The following is a 14202-nucleotide window of genomic DNA, read 5'->3' as shown; positions in this document are numbered from 1 at the left end:
CCGAAAATACGCCCCATGACCCTCAAAGCCCCTGAACTGCTGCTGCCGGCTGGCTCGCTCGACAAGCTGCGCGCCGCCTACGACTTCGGCGCCGACGCCGTCTATGCCGGCCAGCCGCGCTACTCGCTGCGCGCGCGCAACAACGAATTCCGCCTCGAACAACTCGCCCAGGGCATGGCCGAGGCGCGTGCGCGCGGCAAAAAATTGTTCGTCACCAGCAACCTGATCGCCCACAACGACAAGGTGCGCACCTACCTGCGCGACATCGAGCCGATCATCGAGCTCAAGCCGGATGCGCTCATCATGGCCGACGCCGGCCTGATCATGCAGGTGCGCGAGAAGTGGCCCGAGGTGCCGATCCACCTCTCGGTGCAGGCCAACACCACCAACTGGGCGGCGGTCAAGTTCTGGCACCGCGTCGGGGTGCGGCGCATCATCTTGTCGCGCGAGCTCAGTCTCGACGAAGTGGAGGCCATCCGCAACGAATGCCCCGAGATCGAACTCGAAGTTTTTGTGCACGGCGCCCTGTGCATCGCCTACTCCGGGCGCTGCCTGTTGAGCGGCTACTTCAACCGGCGCGACCCCAACCAGGGCACCTGCACCAACGCCTGCCGCTGGGAGTACGGCACCCAGGCCGCCGAGGTCGATCCGGTCACCGGCGAAGCGGTGCCGGTGCAGCGGCTGGAGGCCGATTTCGACTTTGCCCAAGCCCGCACCGAGGCCGAGGGCGCCTTCTCCACCTGCGGCAGCGGCGCGCGCCACCCGGCCGCCGAGCGCGTTTATCTGCTCGAAGAAAAGGCCCGCCCCGGCGAGCTGATGCCGATCATGGAAGACGAGCACGGCACCTACATTATGAACAGCAAAGACTTGCGCGCCGTCGAGCACATCGAGCGGCTGTGCCGCATCGGTGTCGATTCGCTCAAGATCGAGGGCCGCACCAAGAGCCTGTACTACGTGGCGCGCACGGCGCAGGTGTATCGGCGCGCCATCGACGACGCGCTGGCCGGCCGGCCGTTTGACCCGCAACTGCTGCTCGAACTCGAAGGGCTGGCCAACCGCGGCTACACCGGCGGCCTGCTGGAGCGCCGCCCGGCGCAGGACTACCAAAACTACCTCAGCGGCCACTCGCAACTGCAACGCAGCCACTACGTGGGCGAGGTGCGCGGCCTGCGCGCCGACGGCTGGGCCGAAGTCGAGACCAAAAACCGCTTCGCCGTGGGCGACCAGATCGAAGTCATCCACCCCGGCGGCAACCGCATCATCACCCTGGAGGCCATGCAGGGCCTGGACGGCACGCCGCTGCAAATGGCCCCCGGCAACCCGCTGCACGTGTACGTGCCGCTGGGGATTGGGCAGCCAACTGAGGGGGCGCTGCTGGCGCGTTTGTTGGGGTGAGGGGAGCGCTTAAAGCGGCGCTGAATTGGGTGCTATATTTGTAGCCATTCATTAGAGGAGCGGATCATGGATTCGATCTACGCCGACCATTCCATCAGCATGTCGGAGTTCAAACGCAACCCGGCACAGGTGCTGCGCACGGCTGGTGAGAAGCCCGTGGCCGTGCTCAACCACAACCGCCCGGCTTTCTACATGATCACCCCCAAGCTCTTTGAGGCACTGGTCGAAGAGCTGGGCGAGCGTGAGTTGGTGAGTCTGGCCCGCCAGCGCCTGACGCTGATCGACAGCGCGGTCGAGGTCGATCTTGAGCAGCTCTGAGGCTGTAGCCAAGCAAAGAAGATACCGGCTCAAATTCCTGCCGGCCGCTCTGGAAGAATGGAATGCGCTGGACGGCAGTGTCAAAACCGTCCTCAAAAAACTGCTGGCCAAGCGCCTGGAGCAGCCCCATGTGCCGGGTGCCGAGCTGCATCGCGATTTGCGCAACTGCTACAAGATCAAACTCCTCAAGCAGGGCTACCGACTGGTCTATCGGGTTGAGGATGAGGTCTTGGTCTTGCTCGTGCTGGCCGTGGCCAAGCGCGCAGATGGGTCCGCTTACCGCGCGGCCATCGAGCGCTTGATTGCGCAGCCATAGCACCCGAAAAATTCGAGCGCAGTTCTGGCTGCAAGGGCTTTACGAAGGCGTGTGCGCGCCCGCCCACACCGCCCGCGCCGCGTCCACCGTGGCCTGCACATCGGCCTCGGTGTGGGCGGCGCTGACGAAGCCGGCTTCGTACAGCGCCGGGGCGAAATAGACGCCGCGATCGAGCATGGCGTGAAAGAAGTGGTTAAAGCTTGCGCTGTCGGTGCGCAGCACGGTGGCGTAGTTTTGCGGCAACTGGTCGAGCAAAAAGAAGCCAAACATGCCGCCTTCGCTGTCGGTGCAAAAGGGCACGCCGGCCGCGTTGGCGGCTGCGCTCAGGCCCTGCACCAGGCTGCGCGTGCGCGCCCCCAGGGCCTCGAAAAAGCCGGGGCGCTGGAGCTCTTTGAGCGTAGCCAAGCCGCAGGCGGTGGCCACGGGGTTGCCGCTCAGGGTGCCGGCCTGATAGACCGCGCCCAGCGGGGCCAGTTGCTCCATCACGGCGCGTTTGCCGCCGAAAGCGGCCAGCGGCATGCCGCCACCGATCACCTTGCCCAGCACCGTGAGGTCGGGCTCGAAGCCGGGGATGTGCTGCGCATACAGGCTCTGCGCGCCGCCGAGCGCAACGCGAAAGCCGCTCATCACCTCATCGAAGGCCAGCAGCGCGCCGTGCTGGCTGCACAGCTCGCGACAGCGGCGCATGAAGGGCACGCTGGCGCGCACGAAGTTCATGTTGCCAGCAATGGGCTCGATCATCAGGCAGGCGATGGCGGGGCCGTGTTCGGCAAAAGCGGCTTCGAGCTGGGGCACATTGTTGTATTCGAGCACCAGCGTGTGCTGCACCACCTCGGGCGGCACCCCGGCGCTGGTGGGGTGGCCAAAGGTGGCTAGGCCCGAGCCGGCCTTGACCAGCAGCGCGTCGGCGTGGCCGTGGTAGCAGCCTTCAAACTTGATGATCTTGCTGCGCCCGGTTGCCCCGCGCGCCAGCCGGATGGTGCTCATGCCGGCTTCGGTGCCCGAGCTCACCAGCCGCAGCATCTCGATGCTGGGCAGCAGCTTGACGATTTCTTCGGCCAGCTCGATTTCGCGCTCGGTCGGGGCGCCAAAGCTAAAGCCGTCGAGGGCGGCGCGCTGCACCGCTTCCAGCACCGCCGGGTGCCCGTGGCCCAAGATCATGGGGCCCCAGGAGCCGATGTAGTCGATGTAGCGCTGGCCGTTGGCGTCCCAAAAGTAGGCGCCTTGGGCGCGTTGCACAAAGCGCGGCGTGCCGCCCACGGCCTTGAAAGCGCGCACGGGCGAGTTGACGCCGCCAGGGATGAGCTGGCGGGCGCGTTGCAGCAGGGCGAGGTTGCGGTCGGTCATGGTCGGGGCAGGGCTGGATTAGTGGGTGCGGGATGGGGTGGGAAAGCCTTCGAGCTGTTGCGCCGGAGGGGTCGAATCGTCGGGGTCGGCTTCGTTGTCGGGGGGCGCATCTTCATCTAGAGCCCAAAACAGTCGGTTCGGCACGGCGTGGCCCATGCCAGGCTGAAAACCGGCTGCCAGGCACTGGTCGAGGTAGCCCAAGGCCTCGGCGCAGGCGGCTTGCAGGTCGGTCTCGCTTGCCAGCAGGGCGCACAGCACCGCCGACAGGGTGTCGCCCGCGCCGCTGAAGGTGGCTTCGAAGCGCTCGAAGCGGGCGCTGGCCAGCAGCGTCTCGGGAGAGGCCAAGTGGCTTTCGAGGTGCTGGTCGGGGGTGTTGAAGCCGGTGGCCAAGGTAAAGGGCACGCCGTGCTCGGCCGCGGCGGCGGCGATCTCGCGCGCATTCGGGCCTCGGTCATCAGACCAGTCGGGCAGCAGCCAGCGGCTCAGGGTGTGGTGGTTGCCCACCAGCACGCTGGTTTGCGGCAGCACCAGTTCGGCCAGCGCATCGAGGTAGTTCTCGCGCTCCACCTCGTCGAGCCAGGTGAGGTCGGGCAGGTAGCACACCACCGGAATGTGGGCGTAATCGCTCAGCAGGCCAGCCACTGTGGCCAGGTTGTCGGCGTTGCCCACAAAGCCGACCTTGATTGCTAGCGGCGTGATGTCTTCGAGCACGCAGCGGGCCTGGTCGTCGATCAGCTCGTCGTCGAGCGCCACGTGCTGGTGGATGGTGCGGGTGTCGCGCACGTAGCAGCCGGTGGCCACCGCCAGCACGTGGCAGGAGGCGCTGGACATGGCGGTGATGTCAGCCGACAAGCCACCGGCGCCGCTGGGGTCGTTGGCGTTGAACGTGAGCACGCAAGGCGGGCTGGATTCGGCAGCGGCCTCGGCGGGCGGGGAAGAGGGCGAGGAGGAGGACAAAACGGAACTCATGCAAGGCGGCTGGGTCGCTGGCGGCCTAGACCTAGAAAAGCCGGTGGGGCTGGATACAATGAGTGCATTCTATGTCAAGCACTTTTAAATCATGAGCGCTCACAAAACTTGGATGTGCCTGATCTGCGGCTGGGTTTACGACGAGGCGGCGGGTGCGCCCGAGCACGGCTTGGCCCCCGGCACGCGCTGGGAAGATGTGCCCATGAACTGGACCTGCCCCGAGTGTGGCGGGCGCAAGGACGACTTTGAAATGGTGGCTTTGTGATGGCTGTGCGGCCGCTCTTGAGCCAGTTGGGTGCCTAGGCCGAACCACCAAGACGTGTCATGCTGGAAACCTTCAAAAGATCTTGCAAAGTGCTGGTGGTCGATGACAGCCAAACTGTGCGCCACTGCGCCGAACGGTTTTTGCGCGAAGGCGGCCACGAGGTGTTGCTGGCCGAAGACGGCTACCAGGCGCTGGCCTTGTTGCACGATTTCATGCCCGACCTGGTGTTTTGCGACATCCTGATGCCGCGCCTCGACGGTTATCAAACTTGCGCCATCATTCGGCGCAATCCCCGCTTTGCCCACGTACCGGTGCTGATGCTGTCATCCAAAGACGGTGTCTTTGACTTGGCCCGCGGTCGCTTGGCGGGTGCCCACGACCACTTGGGCAAACCCTTTGACCGCAAGCAGTTGCTGCAGGCCGTGCAGCAACATGCGGCGTTTTTGCCAACCGCTTCCTGACCTTCTTGTCTGTGCCATGGTTCGAAACATCCTTCTGATTGACGATTCGCGCACCGAATTGCTCCATATGTGCAAATTCCTTTGGCGCAGTGGCTACCGGGTGCGCACGGCGCAAAATGCCGATGAAGCGATGCAAGAGCTGGGCAAGCTCTTGCCGGACCTGATTTTGATGGACGTGGTGATGCCCGGCACCAACGGCTTTTCCCTCACGCGCAACTTGGCACGCCACCCGCAGTACGGCAAGGTTCCGGTGTTTATCTGTTCCAGCAAAAACCTGGAGTCGGACCGGGCATGGGGCTTGCGCCAAGGCGCGCTCGACTATTTCACCAAGCCGGTTGATACCCAGTTGCTGTTGGCCCGCATCCAGTCGCTGGCCTAAAGGCGCAGCCAGATCCTTCCCATGAATCCTTCCAAGCGCCCCTCGCTGCAGTCTTTCGAGGCCGAGCTGGCCCGCAAGCTGGCCGAGTCTGCTCAACGGCCCCAGCAGGCGGGGTGGCTGGCGCTGGCTTTTCAGGGTGTGCGCGCTTTGTTGCCGCTTTCACAAGCGGGTGAAATTTTTGCTCCGACGCCGTTGCAGCGGCTGCCGCACTGCCAGCCTTGGGTGGTTGGCGTGGCCGATATGCGTGGCACCATGTGCCTGATTTTTGATTGGGTGCGGCTGCTCGATTGCGCCCCCCAAGCACCCACGCCCTTTGAGCAGGCAGGCGCCTATTGGGTGGGCTTCAACCCTGCCATGGGCGTCCATGCGGCGCTGTGCGTCGATCGGCTGTACGGTTTGCGCCACGAAAATGATTTGGAGTTCGAGTCCGCCCAGGGCCGCTACTTGTCTGGGATCAGTCGCCTTGCTCGCGATGCCCAAGGCGAGCAGTGGCTGGAGCTGGATTTGCATGCGCTTTGCGCGTCAGCGGTGTTCCAAAATTTGCTTATGCCCGGATTTTCCCGTTCTGTGCCTGCCGTGCCTGCTGTGCCGCTGCTCACCTGAGGTCGCCCATGTTTGCTGTGTTGCGTCGTTTATTCCCTGCCAAGGTCGACAGCACGCCGGCCGAGGCGGCGGCTGCTGTCGTTGTGCACGATGTAAAGCCCGGCGAGGAACCTGCAGAGGGAATCGCGACGGAGGACCTGTCTTGGTGGGGCGCGAGTCACTGGTGGGTCAGTTTGTTGCTGTCCCTGATGCTGATGGTGCTGGCGGCGATGCAGGGCTGGTTCAATCCCGAGTGGGCGGTGCCGCACAATTTGCCCATAGGGGCTTGGGGCGTGGTGGCGGCTGGCTTTGGTTTCGCGGCGGTGCTGTGCGCACTGGTCATGCTGGCTCAGCTGCAACGGGCTGCCGTGGCGCAACAGCAGGCCTTGGTGCAATCCGAGGCGCTGGCGCGCGCCCAAGAGCTGGAAGCGCGGCGCATCAACGATGCGGCACAAGCCGCCATTCTGCGACTGATGAACGAACTGCAGCTGGTGGCCGAGGGCGATCTGACGCAGCAAGCCACGGTGAGCGAAGACGTGACCGGGGCCATTGCCGATTCGGTCAACTACACCGTCGAAGAGCTGCGCAGTTTGGTGCAGCAGGTGCAAATCACCACCCTGCGGGTGGGCGAAACCACCGAGCGGGCTGAAGACACCTCCATCAAGCTGCTGGCCGCTTCGACCGAGCAGCTGCACGAGATTCGACAAACCTCGCAATCGGTGCTCGACATTGCTGCCCGCATCAGCCACGTGTCGCAACAGGCCCAGGGTGCGGCCAGCGCGGCGCGCCAATCCCGCGTGGCGGCCGAAACCGGGTCGCGTGCGGTGCATGAGGCCATCGAGGGCATGAACCGCATTCGCCACCAGATGCAAGAGACGGCCAAACGCATCAAGCGCCTGGGCGAGTCCTCGCAAGAGATTGGCGAAATCACCGAGTTCATCGATGACCTGGCCGAACAAACGCAGGTGCTGGCGCTCAACGCCACCATCCAAGCCGCCGCAGCGGGCGAGGCCGGGCGCGGCTTTTCGGTGGTGGCCGAAGAGGTGCAACGGCTGGCCGAGCGCAGCGCCGAAGCGACGCGCCAGATCACGGCCCGGGTGCGCGCCATTCAGACCGACACCCAAGACACCGTGCTGGCCATGGAGCGCTCCACCCGCGAGGTGGTCGAAGGCACGCGGCGCTCTGACAACGCCGGTGCGGCGCTGGCAGAAATCGACCGCTTGTCGTTCCAGGTGGCCGACTTGATTGTGCAAATCGCCACCTCGGCGACCCATGAGGCCGAGCTGGCAGGGCAAACGGCGAACCAGATTCAGCGCATTTTTGTCGTCACCGAGCAAACCGGTGAAGGCACCCGTGCCACGGTGCAGCAATTGCGCGAGTTGACTCAGTTGGCCAACGAGCTGCGCATGTCGGTGGCCCGCTTTACGATTGCCTAGGCGTGATACCCGCCATGAACGCCCCCAACGGTGCTGCGCCGCCAGCCTTCGCCCCTGTTCCCGCGAGCGACAGCGGCCCTTTGAGTTGGGTCTTTGAGGAACTGCACCAGTGCCTTGAAGCCGCCGACGCCACGCTGCAGCGCTTTGTGTCCGACAACGCTGCGGCACGGGGCGGCGATTTGGCCGAGGTCGACAGCAGCGAGCTGCGCCTGCTGGGCCAACAGTTGCACCAGGCGGTGGGTGCGCTTGAATTGGTGGAGCTGAGCGCTGCGGCGCGAACCTTGCGTGCCCTCGAGTCGGCGGTCAGGCAACTGACACTAAAGCCCGCGCTGGCCACTGCCGAGGCGGCGGCAGCCGTAAGCGCCGGCTGTCGGGTATTGCGAGACTGCCTCTGGCGGGAGTTGCGCCAGCGCCCGGTCTCGTCCGATGCCCTGTTTCCCACCTACCTGGCTTGGCAGCAGTTGGCCGGTGCGGTGCGCATCCATCCGGCCGATTTATGGGACTGCGAGCCGCGCCATGCACCCGTGCCCGACCAAGCGCCAGCCCCACTGAACCCAGAGCCGGCGCTGCGCACCCGGATCGAGCGCCATGTGTTGGCGGTGGTCAAAAACCGAGACCCGCTTGCCGCAGCCGCTTTGGTGCCGCTGGCCGGGGGCTTGGCGCGCGCAGCCACTGGAGCCGAGGCGCAGCAATACTGGCTCGCCGCTGCGGCCTGTTTCGAAGCCCTGAGCGGTGAGGGCCTGACCGACAGCGTCTACCTCAAGCGGGCTGTGGCCGGCGTCCTGTCACAGTACAAGGCCATGGAATCGGGCCGTGTCGAGCAATGGGCGCGGCCCACCCATGAACTCTTGTATCTGATCGCTCGCGTGCCGCTTGATCGGCAGCGGCCAGACTGGGCGTATTTCAGCGCAATTTGGCAGACTTATGCTTGGCAGCGGCCAGCCGCTGGTGCGCTGCCAGAGCAGGAGCCGTTGGGGCAGAGGGATGCGCTTAGTCTGCACCAAGCACTTGCTGCGCTCAATGCGGCCCAGCAGGCGTGGGAGCGCTGGAGCGCAGGAGACAGCAGCGCAGCGGCCGGGCTCGCTTTGCAGCGCTTGGGCACTTGCCTCGACGCCTTGTCCCCGTTTTCATCCGAGCCGGCCCCAGCCGACCGCTCCTGGAGCCGCACATGGTCCGAGTTGGCTGAGCAACTCAAGCACGACCCAGCCACTTGGCCGTCTGGCTTGGCCTTGGAGGTTTGCAGCAGCCTGCTGTGTTTGGGGGCCGAGCTCGACGACTTCGATGCCCACGACGGCGCATGGCGCACGCGCCAGCAAGACCTGATGGAGCGCTTGCACAACTGCGCCTTGGGCTTGCCCTTGGCGCACACCCCGCTGTGGATGGTCGAGCGCTACCGGGGTTTTAGCGAGCGCCAAAGCCAAGCGGCCCTGCTGTTGCAGATGCGGGGCGATTTGATCGAGGTCGAGCGGGCACTGGATGATTGGCTCTCGAACACGCAAAGCGCCCCGATGGACATGCCGGACGGCATCTGGTCGCGCATCGACGCCCTGCAAAAAGTGGCCGAATGGCTGGATTTGGAGCCGGTGGTGGCAACCCTTGGCGCCATGCGGCGCCGACTTTGGGCGCTGGATTCCGCAGCCGAATCGCCACCGCCCGAGCCCGAGTCCACGCAGTGGCTGGCGCACAATTTTTCGGCCTTGGGGCTGATGCTGGAGGCCTTGGCGCAGCAAGCCGGGCGCAAGGCGGCCGCTGCTTTTGCATTCGACCCGGCCACTGAACGCCTGCAGGCGCTGATGCCCACGGCCTCGGCAGCCACAGCGCTGCCACAGAACGGTGCCGAAACGCCCCCCGCGAGTGCGGCTTTGCCCCCCGAGCTGCAGCCCCATGCGCCACCGCCCGCGCAGGCAGTGCAAGCGCCAGCCACCGCTGACAGCGGCGACGACAGCGACGACGACATGCTTGGGGTTTTTGTGGCCGAGGCACAAGCCCTGTGTGAGCAGATCGAGCAGGGCATGGCCCAGTTGCACAGCCAGCCCAGCAGTGCGCCCGAGCTGCTGGCCGTGCGCCGTGCCTTTCACACCCTCAAGGGCAGCGCCCGCATGGTCGGGCAAACCGCGGTGGGGCAGTTGGCTTGGACTATGGAGCAGGTGCTCAATGTGCGGCTGGCCGATCGCCTGCCGGCCAGTCCGGATGTGTTGCTGCAGTGCGGTGCCGCGCTGCAGCAGATTCGGTTGGCACTGGGCCTTGAGTCGCCGCTGGCCACCGACGAGCCGCTTTCTGCCCCACCCGCTCCACCGGCCCCACCAGCGCCGCCTGCCGTGCCGCTGGACGCGACGACCACCTTGCCGCCTCGTTTGCCACCAAAGCCCGAGCAGGTGCCGGTGTTGCGCGAAGCCTTGACCATGCCGCCGGTGCTCGATCAGCCGGTCAAGCTGGTCGGGACGCTGCGCATCGATCTCGATCTATTCAACGTTTTTTTGACCGAGGCCGACAACTGGTTGCAGCGGCTGCTGCAAGGCTTGGCGGCGCTGCGGCCCGGCGCAAGCTCGGTCGAGGCCGAACCAAGCCAATGGGAGCTGCTGTCGCAACTGGCCCATGCGCTGGCAGGGGGGGCGGCCACGGTGGGCCACGAAGGATTGGCGCAGCTGGCGCGTGCGATCGAGCAGGCGCTTGAACGCTTGGCGGCGCGGCCTGATGCAGGAAAAATCCATGCTTCATCCACCCACCCAGTGCTCGCGGCGCATGCGCTCCTGACTGAGGCGGTGCAGCAAGTGCAAGGCATCTTGCACCAATTCGCAGCCGGTATTTTGCGCGACCCTTCCGCCGAAATCTTGGCCGGGCTGGCCAGCGTGGCGCTGCCTGCCGGGTCGCAGTCCTTGGGTCAGACCGAACGCGGGTCTGCAAGCGCCCTGCGAACGCTGATCGAATCCCCGGCCGCTTTCGCGCTCGACCCCGATTTGTTCGCGGTTTTCGAGGACGAGGCCCAGTTGCTGTTGCCGCAGCTGCATTCGGCGCTGCGCCAGTGGTCGGCCCGTCCGCAGCACAACACAGCGCGCAGCGAGTTGTTGCGCCTTTTGCACACCTTCAAGGGCAGTGCCCGGCTGGCAGGGGCCTTGCAACTGGGCGAGCGGCTGCACCGGCTCGAAAGCGAGTTGCTGGCGCTGCCCGAGGTGCCGCAATCCGAGGCCCTGCGCGCCTTGCAGCCAGAATTTGACAAAATTGCATCTGATTTGACGCAATTGCGCCGCAGCAGCGTCAAAGTCAGTGCCGAGCCAGTGCAGCGCCCAAGCAGCCACCAGAGCACTGGGTTTTGGTCCGAAGCGGCCCAGCCGTCCACGACAAGCCATACCCTGCGGGTGCGCGCCGACTGGCTCGATCGCCTCGTTTTGCATGCGGCCGACGTCAGCCACAGCCGCACCCGGCTCGAGGCAGACCTCTTGCTCGTGCGCCGTTCGTTCCAAGACATGGCCTCCAACGTGGCCCGATTGCGCAGCCAGTTGCGCGAGCTCGAGCTGCAGACCGAGACCCCTTTGTCGCCCACGGGCGTGCCCAGCGCTGCCACCGAAACGGGTTTCGACCCGCTCGAACTCGACCGCTACACCCGGCCCCAAGAGCTCACGCGTTTGATGGCGGAGGCCGTCAACGACGTGGCCACGGTGCAACACCAGTTGCAACGCGCCATGCAGTCGGCCGAGGGCAATTTGGCCGCACAAACGCGTCAGACCCGCGAGCTGCAACGCGATTTGCTGCGCAGCCGGCTGGTGGCTTTTGACTCGCTGACCGAGCGCCTGCAGCGCACGGTGCGCTTGGCGGCCGAAGACTGTGACAAGACAGTCGAGCTGCAGATCCAGCAGGGCGAGATCGAAGTGGAGCGCGGCCTGCTCGAGCGCTTGGCGCCCGTGCTCGAACACCTGTTGCGCAACGCCGTGGTGCATGGCTTGGAAACCGATGTGCAGCGCCACCAGTTGGGCAAATCGATGCCGGGTCGGATCGTGATTGCGCTGCAAGCGCACGACAACGACCTCTCGATCACGGTCAGCGACGACGGCGCCGGGCTCGACAGCGAGCGCATACGCCAACGCGCCCTCGCCTTGGGTCTGCATGCGCAGGCGCAGCCGTGGAGCCTCGAAGCTGCCCAGCAGCTGATTTTTGCCGTGGGCCTGAGCACCGCCAGCGCAGTCACCGAGGTGGCCGGGCGCGGCATTGGGCTGGACGCGGTGCGCAACGAGGTGCTGGCATTGGGCGGGCGCATCGACTGCCTGGCACCCCCCGAAGGCGGTTGCGCGTTTCGGCTCTGGTTGGCGCGCAGCAGCAGCTTTAGCCAGGTGCTGATGGTGCGGGTCGGTGAGTTTGTCTTTGGTGTGCCGGCCGACTGGGTGCACCAGGTGCACCGGGTGCAGGCCGACGCCCTCACGGCGGCCTATGCCAGCGCGCGCTGGTCGGCCGACACCGGGCCGATGCCTTTTCATTGGGCCGGCGCCTTGTTGGCCTTGTCGGCCGAAAGCACCGACGAGCCGTCGCAATTGGCGCGGCAGTGGTCGGTGCTGGAGTGCTACAGCGCTGGCCAGCGGGTGGCTTGGCACGTCGATGAGGTGCTGGGTCAGCAAGAGGTGGTGCTCAAACCCTTGGGCCCCCCTTTGGCCGGTCTGCCAGGCTTGGCCGGGGCCACCGTCCTGACCTCGGGGGCGGTGTGCCTGATCTACAACCCGGTTGCCTTGACCGCTTTGTGTGCCGACGCGGCGCGCCACTGGGTGCAGCAGCAACGCAGCCAAGCGACTTTGGCGCAGGCTGCGGTTGCACAGGCCGCACCCACTGGAGCCGCGGCGGCGCCGCTGGTGCTGGTGGTGGACGATTCCATCACGGTGCGCCGCGTCACGCAACGCCTGCTGCAGCGGGAGGGCTACCGGGTGGCGCTGGCGGCCGACGGGGTGCAAGCGCTGCAGCGGCTGGCCCAAGAGATCCCGGCGCTGTTGCTGTGCGACATCGAAATGCCGCGCATGGACGGGTTCGAGCTGCTGCAACAAATGCGCCAAGAACCGCGTTGGGCCGAGTTGCCAGTCATCATGATCACCTCGCGCCTGGCCGACAAGCACCGTCAGCATGCCTACGCGCTGGGGGTCAAGCACTACCTGGGCAAGCCCTATGCCGAGCCCGAACTGCTGGCGCTGGTGCATGCGGCCTGCGTGCGGGCCCACCGGTCTCAGCCCGCGGGTTCGGACTCGGCGCGCACCACCGCGTAGCGCTCCAGCGTGAGCTGGCGCGCCTCGAAATGGTCCACCAGTGGGCTGGGGTAGTTGCGCCCCAGCGCCACGCCAGCCGCTTCAAGTTCGGCTGCCGGGGCGCGCCATGGTGCGTGCAGCCGCGGCTCGGGCAGACGCGCCAGTTGCGGCAGGTAGCGCCGGATGAACTTGCCTTGGGGGTCGAACTTTTCGCTCTGCAGCACCGGGTTGAAAATGCGAAAGTAGGGTTGGGCGTCGCAGCCGCTGGAGGCGCACCACTGCCAGCCGCCGTTGTTGGAGGCCAGGTCGAAGTCGATCAGGTGCTCGGCAAAATAGCGCTCGCCCCAGCGCCAGTCCAGCCCCAAGTCTTTGCACAAAAAGCTGGCCGCCACCATGCGCAAGCGGTTGTGCATGTAGCCGGTCTGATTGAGCTGGTGCATGGCTGCGTCCACCAGCGGGTAGCCGGTCTGCCCCGCGCACCAGGCGGCAAAGTGCGCTTGCGCGGCCTTGCCGTGCTCCCAGCGGATGCGGTCGTAGGCGGGCTTGAAGGCGCGCTCGACCACGTGCGGGAAGTGGGCCAGAATCTGCTGGTAAAACTCGCGCCAGATCAGTTCGCTTAGCCAGGTGCTGGCGCCGGCCACGCCTTGTTGGTGCAGCTCGTGGGCCAGCCGCGCCACCTGGCGGATGCTCAGGGTGCCAAAGCGCAGGTGCACGCTCAGGTAGCTCGGGCCTTTGAGGGCCGGGTAGTCGCGCGCCTGGCCATAGTGCTCGATGCGCGCCAAAAAATCTTCCAGCAGCGCCAGCGCGCCACGGCTGCCGGTGCGGATCTTGAGCTCGCGCAGGTTGCTGGGCACAAAACCAATCGCCTCCAGTGTTGGCACCCCGGCGCTCAAAGCAGGCGGGCAGGGCGCCAGCGCGTCGGCATAGCGCTCCACGGGGTGGGGCTGCAAATCCGAGGGGCTGAGCGTTTGCAGCCAGGCTTTTTTGTAAGGCGTGAACACAGTAAAGGGCCGACCGCCTTGGTTCAAGACTTCATGGTGTTCGCGCACCACCTGGTCCTTGCCCATGTGCAGCAGCACGCCCGCATGAGCCAGCGCGCCGCGCACCTGGGCATCGCGCGCCAGCGCGGCGGGCTCGTGGTCGAGGTTGGCGTACACCGCCTGCACGCCCAGTTGCGTGGCCAGGCGCGGGATTTCCTCGCTGGCGCGGCCGTGGCGCACCAGCAGCCCCACGCCTTCGGTGCCGTTGCTGCGCCCGAGTGCACGCAGTTGTTCGTCAAGGTCGATCAGCGACTCGTGGATGAACTCGACGCGCCGATCGGCCCGCAAGCCCCGATCGAGCAGCGGCTGCAAGATGTCGGTGTCGAACACAAAGGCGCACCAAACGCGCTGGCACTGGCGCAGCGCTTGGGTGAGCGCGGCGTGGTCGTGGGCGCGCAGGTCGCGCCGCAGCCAGACCAGTCCGCTGGGGTAGGGTTTGGGAGTGAGGGTCATGGGTGGGCGCTTAGAATGCGTG

At 65.9% G+C, this 14202-nt stretch carries 11 protein-coding genes and 1 pseudogene; 9 read left to right on the top strand and 3 right to left on the bottom strand.

The features are described 5' to 3' along the window. Positions 1-15: 15 nt before the first annotated feature. The 3 genes from trhP (at position 16) to SRAA_RS08375 (ending at position 2029) form a co-directional block, all read left to right on the top strand. Positions 16-1395 (top strand): prephenate-dependent tRNA uridine(34) hydroxylase TrhP, encoded by a 1380-nt coding sequence (gene trhP, locus SRAA_RS08385; RefSeq protein ID WP_045532071.1) that lies wholly within the window; start codon positions 16-18, stop codon positions 1393-1395. Between the two features lie 66 nt (positions 1396-1461). Beyond that, positions 1462-1713, top strand: coding sequence for a type II toxin-antitoxin system prevent-host-death family antitoxin (locus tag SRAA_RS08380; protein WP_029462395.1), 252 nt, complete (start codon positions 1462-1464; stop codon positions 1711-1713). Then, entirely contained in the window at positions 1700-2029 is a 330-nt protein-coding gene (locus SRAA_RS08375; protein ID WP_045532069.1) for a type II toxin-antitoxin system RelE family toxin, read from the top strand. Before SRAA_RS08380 ends, SRAA_RS08375 begins: the two co-directional genes overlap by 14 nt. A 39-nt stretch (positions 2030-2068) precedes the next feature. Here the strand turns inward: SRAA_RS08375 and hemL are convergent, their stop codons facing one another. Further along, positions 2069-3376 carry a glutamate-1-semialdehyde 2,1-aminomutase gene (hemL, locus tag SRAA_RS08370; protein WP_045532067.1) on the bottom strand — a complete coding sequence of 436 codons (1308 nt, stop codon included), beginning with the start codon at positions 3374-3376 and terminating at the stop codon, positions 2069-2071. A gap of 18 nt (positions 3377-3394) precedes the next feature. Then, positions 3395-4345 (bottom strand): bifunctional hydroxymethylpyrimidine kinase/phosphomethylpyrimidine kinase, encoded by a 951-nt coding sequence (gene thiD, locus SRAA_RS08365; protein WP_045532065.1) that lies wholly within the window; start codon positions 4343-4345, stop codon positions 3395-3397. A 91-nt stretch (positions 4346-4436) separates the two neighbouring features. Between thiD and SRAA_RS08360 the strand changes: the two genes are divergently transcribed. The 6 genes and pseudogenes from SRAA_RS08360 to SRAA_RS12065 all read left to right on the top strand — a co-directional run bounded on the left by SRAA_RS08360 (position 4437) and on the right by SRAA_RS12065 (position 12708). Further along, on the top strand, positions 4437-4610 hold the full coding sequence (locus tag SRAA_RS08360; protein WP_029462391.1) for a rubredoxin: 174 nt from the start codon (positions 4437-4439) through the stop codon (positions 4608-4610). A 59-nt stretch (positions 4611-4669) separates the two neighbouring features. Further along, on the top strand, positions 4670-5071 hold the full coding sequence (locus SRAA_RS08355; protein ID WP_045532063.1) for a response regulator: 402 nt from the start codon (positions 4670-4672) through the stop codon (positions 5069-5071). Between the two features lie 16 nt (positions 5072-5087). Continuing rightward, the gene (locus SRAA_RS08350; RefSeq protein ID WP_045532061.1) at positions 5088-5450 is read left to right on the top strand and encodes a response regulator; all 363 of its coding nucleotides are present in this window, start codon (positions 5088-5090) and stop codon (positions 5448-5450) included. Positions 5451-5471: 21 nt separating this feature from the next. Beyond that, on the top strand, positions 5472-6053 hold the full coding sequence (locus SRAA_RS08345; RefSeq protein WP_052467529.1) for a chemotaxis protein CheW: 582 nt from the start codon (positions 5472-5474) through the stop codon (positions 6051-6053). A gap of 386 nt (positions 6054-6439) precedes the next feature. Then, positions 6440-7468 (top strand): annotated as a pseudogene (locus SRAA_RS08340) (methyl-accepting chemotaxis protein); the annotation flags it as partial. A 14-nt stretch (positions 7469-7482) separates the two neighbouring features. Then, entirely contained in the window at positions 7483-12708 is a 5226-nt protein-coding gene (locus SRAA_RS12065) for a hybrid sensor histidine kinase/response regulator (protein WP_052467528.1), read from the top strand. Here the strand turns inward: SRAA_RS12065 and SRAA_RS08330 are convergent. After that, entirely contained in the window at positions 12669-14180 is a 1512-nt protein-coding gene (locus tag SRAA_RS08330) for a cryptochrome/photolyase family protein (RefSeq protein ID WP_045532059.1), read from the bottom strand. The two genes, SRAA_RS12065 and SRAA_RS08330, sit on opposite strands and share 40 nt — an antisense overlap. Positions 14181-14202 lie beyond the last annotated feature (22 nt).

This window comes from Serpentinimonas raichei (assembly GCF_000828895.1).
GTDB lineage: Bacteria > Pseudomonadota > Gammaproteobacteria > Burkholderiales > Burkholderiaceae_C > Serpentinimonas > Serpentinimonas raichei.
The sequence above is the reverse complement of the archived record's forward strand: the minus strand, read 5'-3'. Positions and strand labels throughout refer to the sequence as shown.